1 protein-coding gene is annotated in these 265 nt (G+C 34.3%); it reads right to left on the bottom strand.

Going from position 1 to position 265, the window contains the following annotated elements; genetic code table 11:
- On the bottom strand, positions 1 to 265 hold a 265-nt coding region (locus tag C1G53_RS00060; RefSeq protein WP_192873087.1), incomplete at both ends, for a transposase.

Consider the following 265-nt stretch of genomic DNA (forward strand, 5'->3'; position numbering starts at 1 on the left):
CTACAATTGATTTGAGTTGATAAGCGGTTAAGGTTTGAATAACCTCTTGAAGTTTATCGATTACCTCATTTAAGGTCCTAAATACTTTATTCTTGAAACCAATTTTACGAATCTCAGTCCAGACTTGCTCAATAGGATTCATTTCAGGTGTGTAGGGTGGAATGAAGGTAAATTCAATATTCTTAGGGATATTTAAGGTCTGAGATTTATGCCAGATGGCATTATCCATGACTAAAACAATATAATCTTCTGGATAAGCTGTCGA

Origin of the sequence: Streptococcus suis, assembly GCF_002960445.1 — a bacterium.
GTDB lineage: Bacteria > Bacillota > Bacilli > Lactobacillales > Streptococcaceae > Streptococcus > Streptococcus hyiners.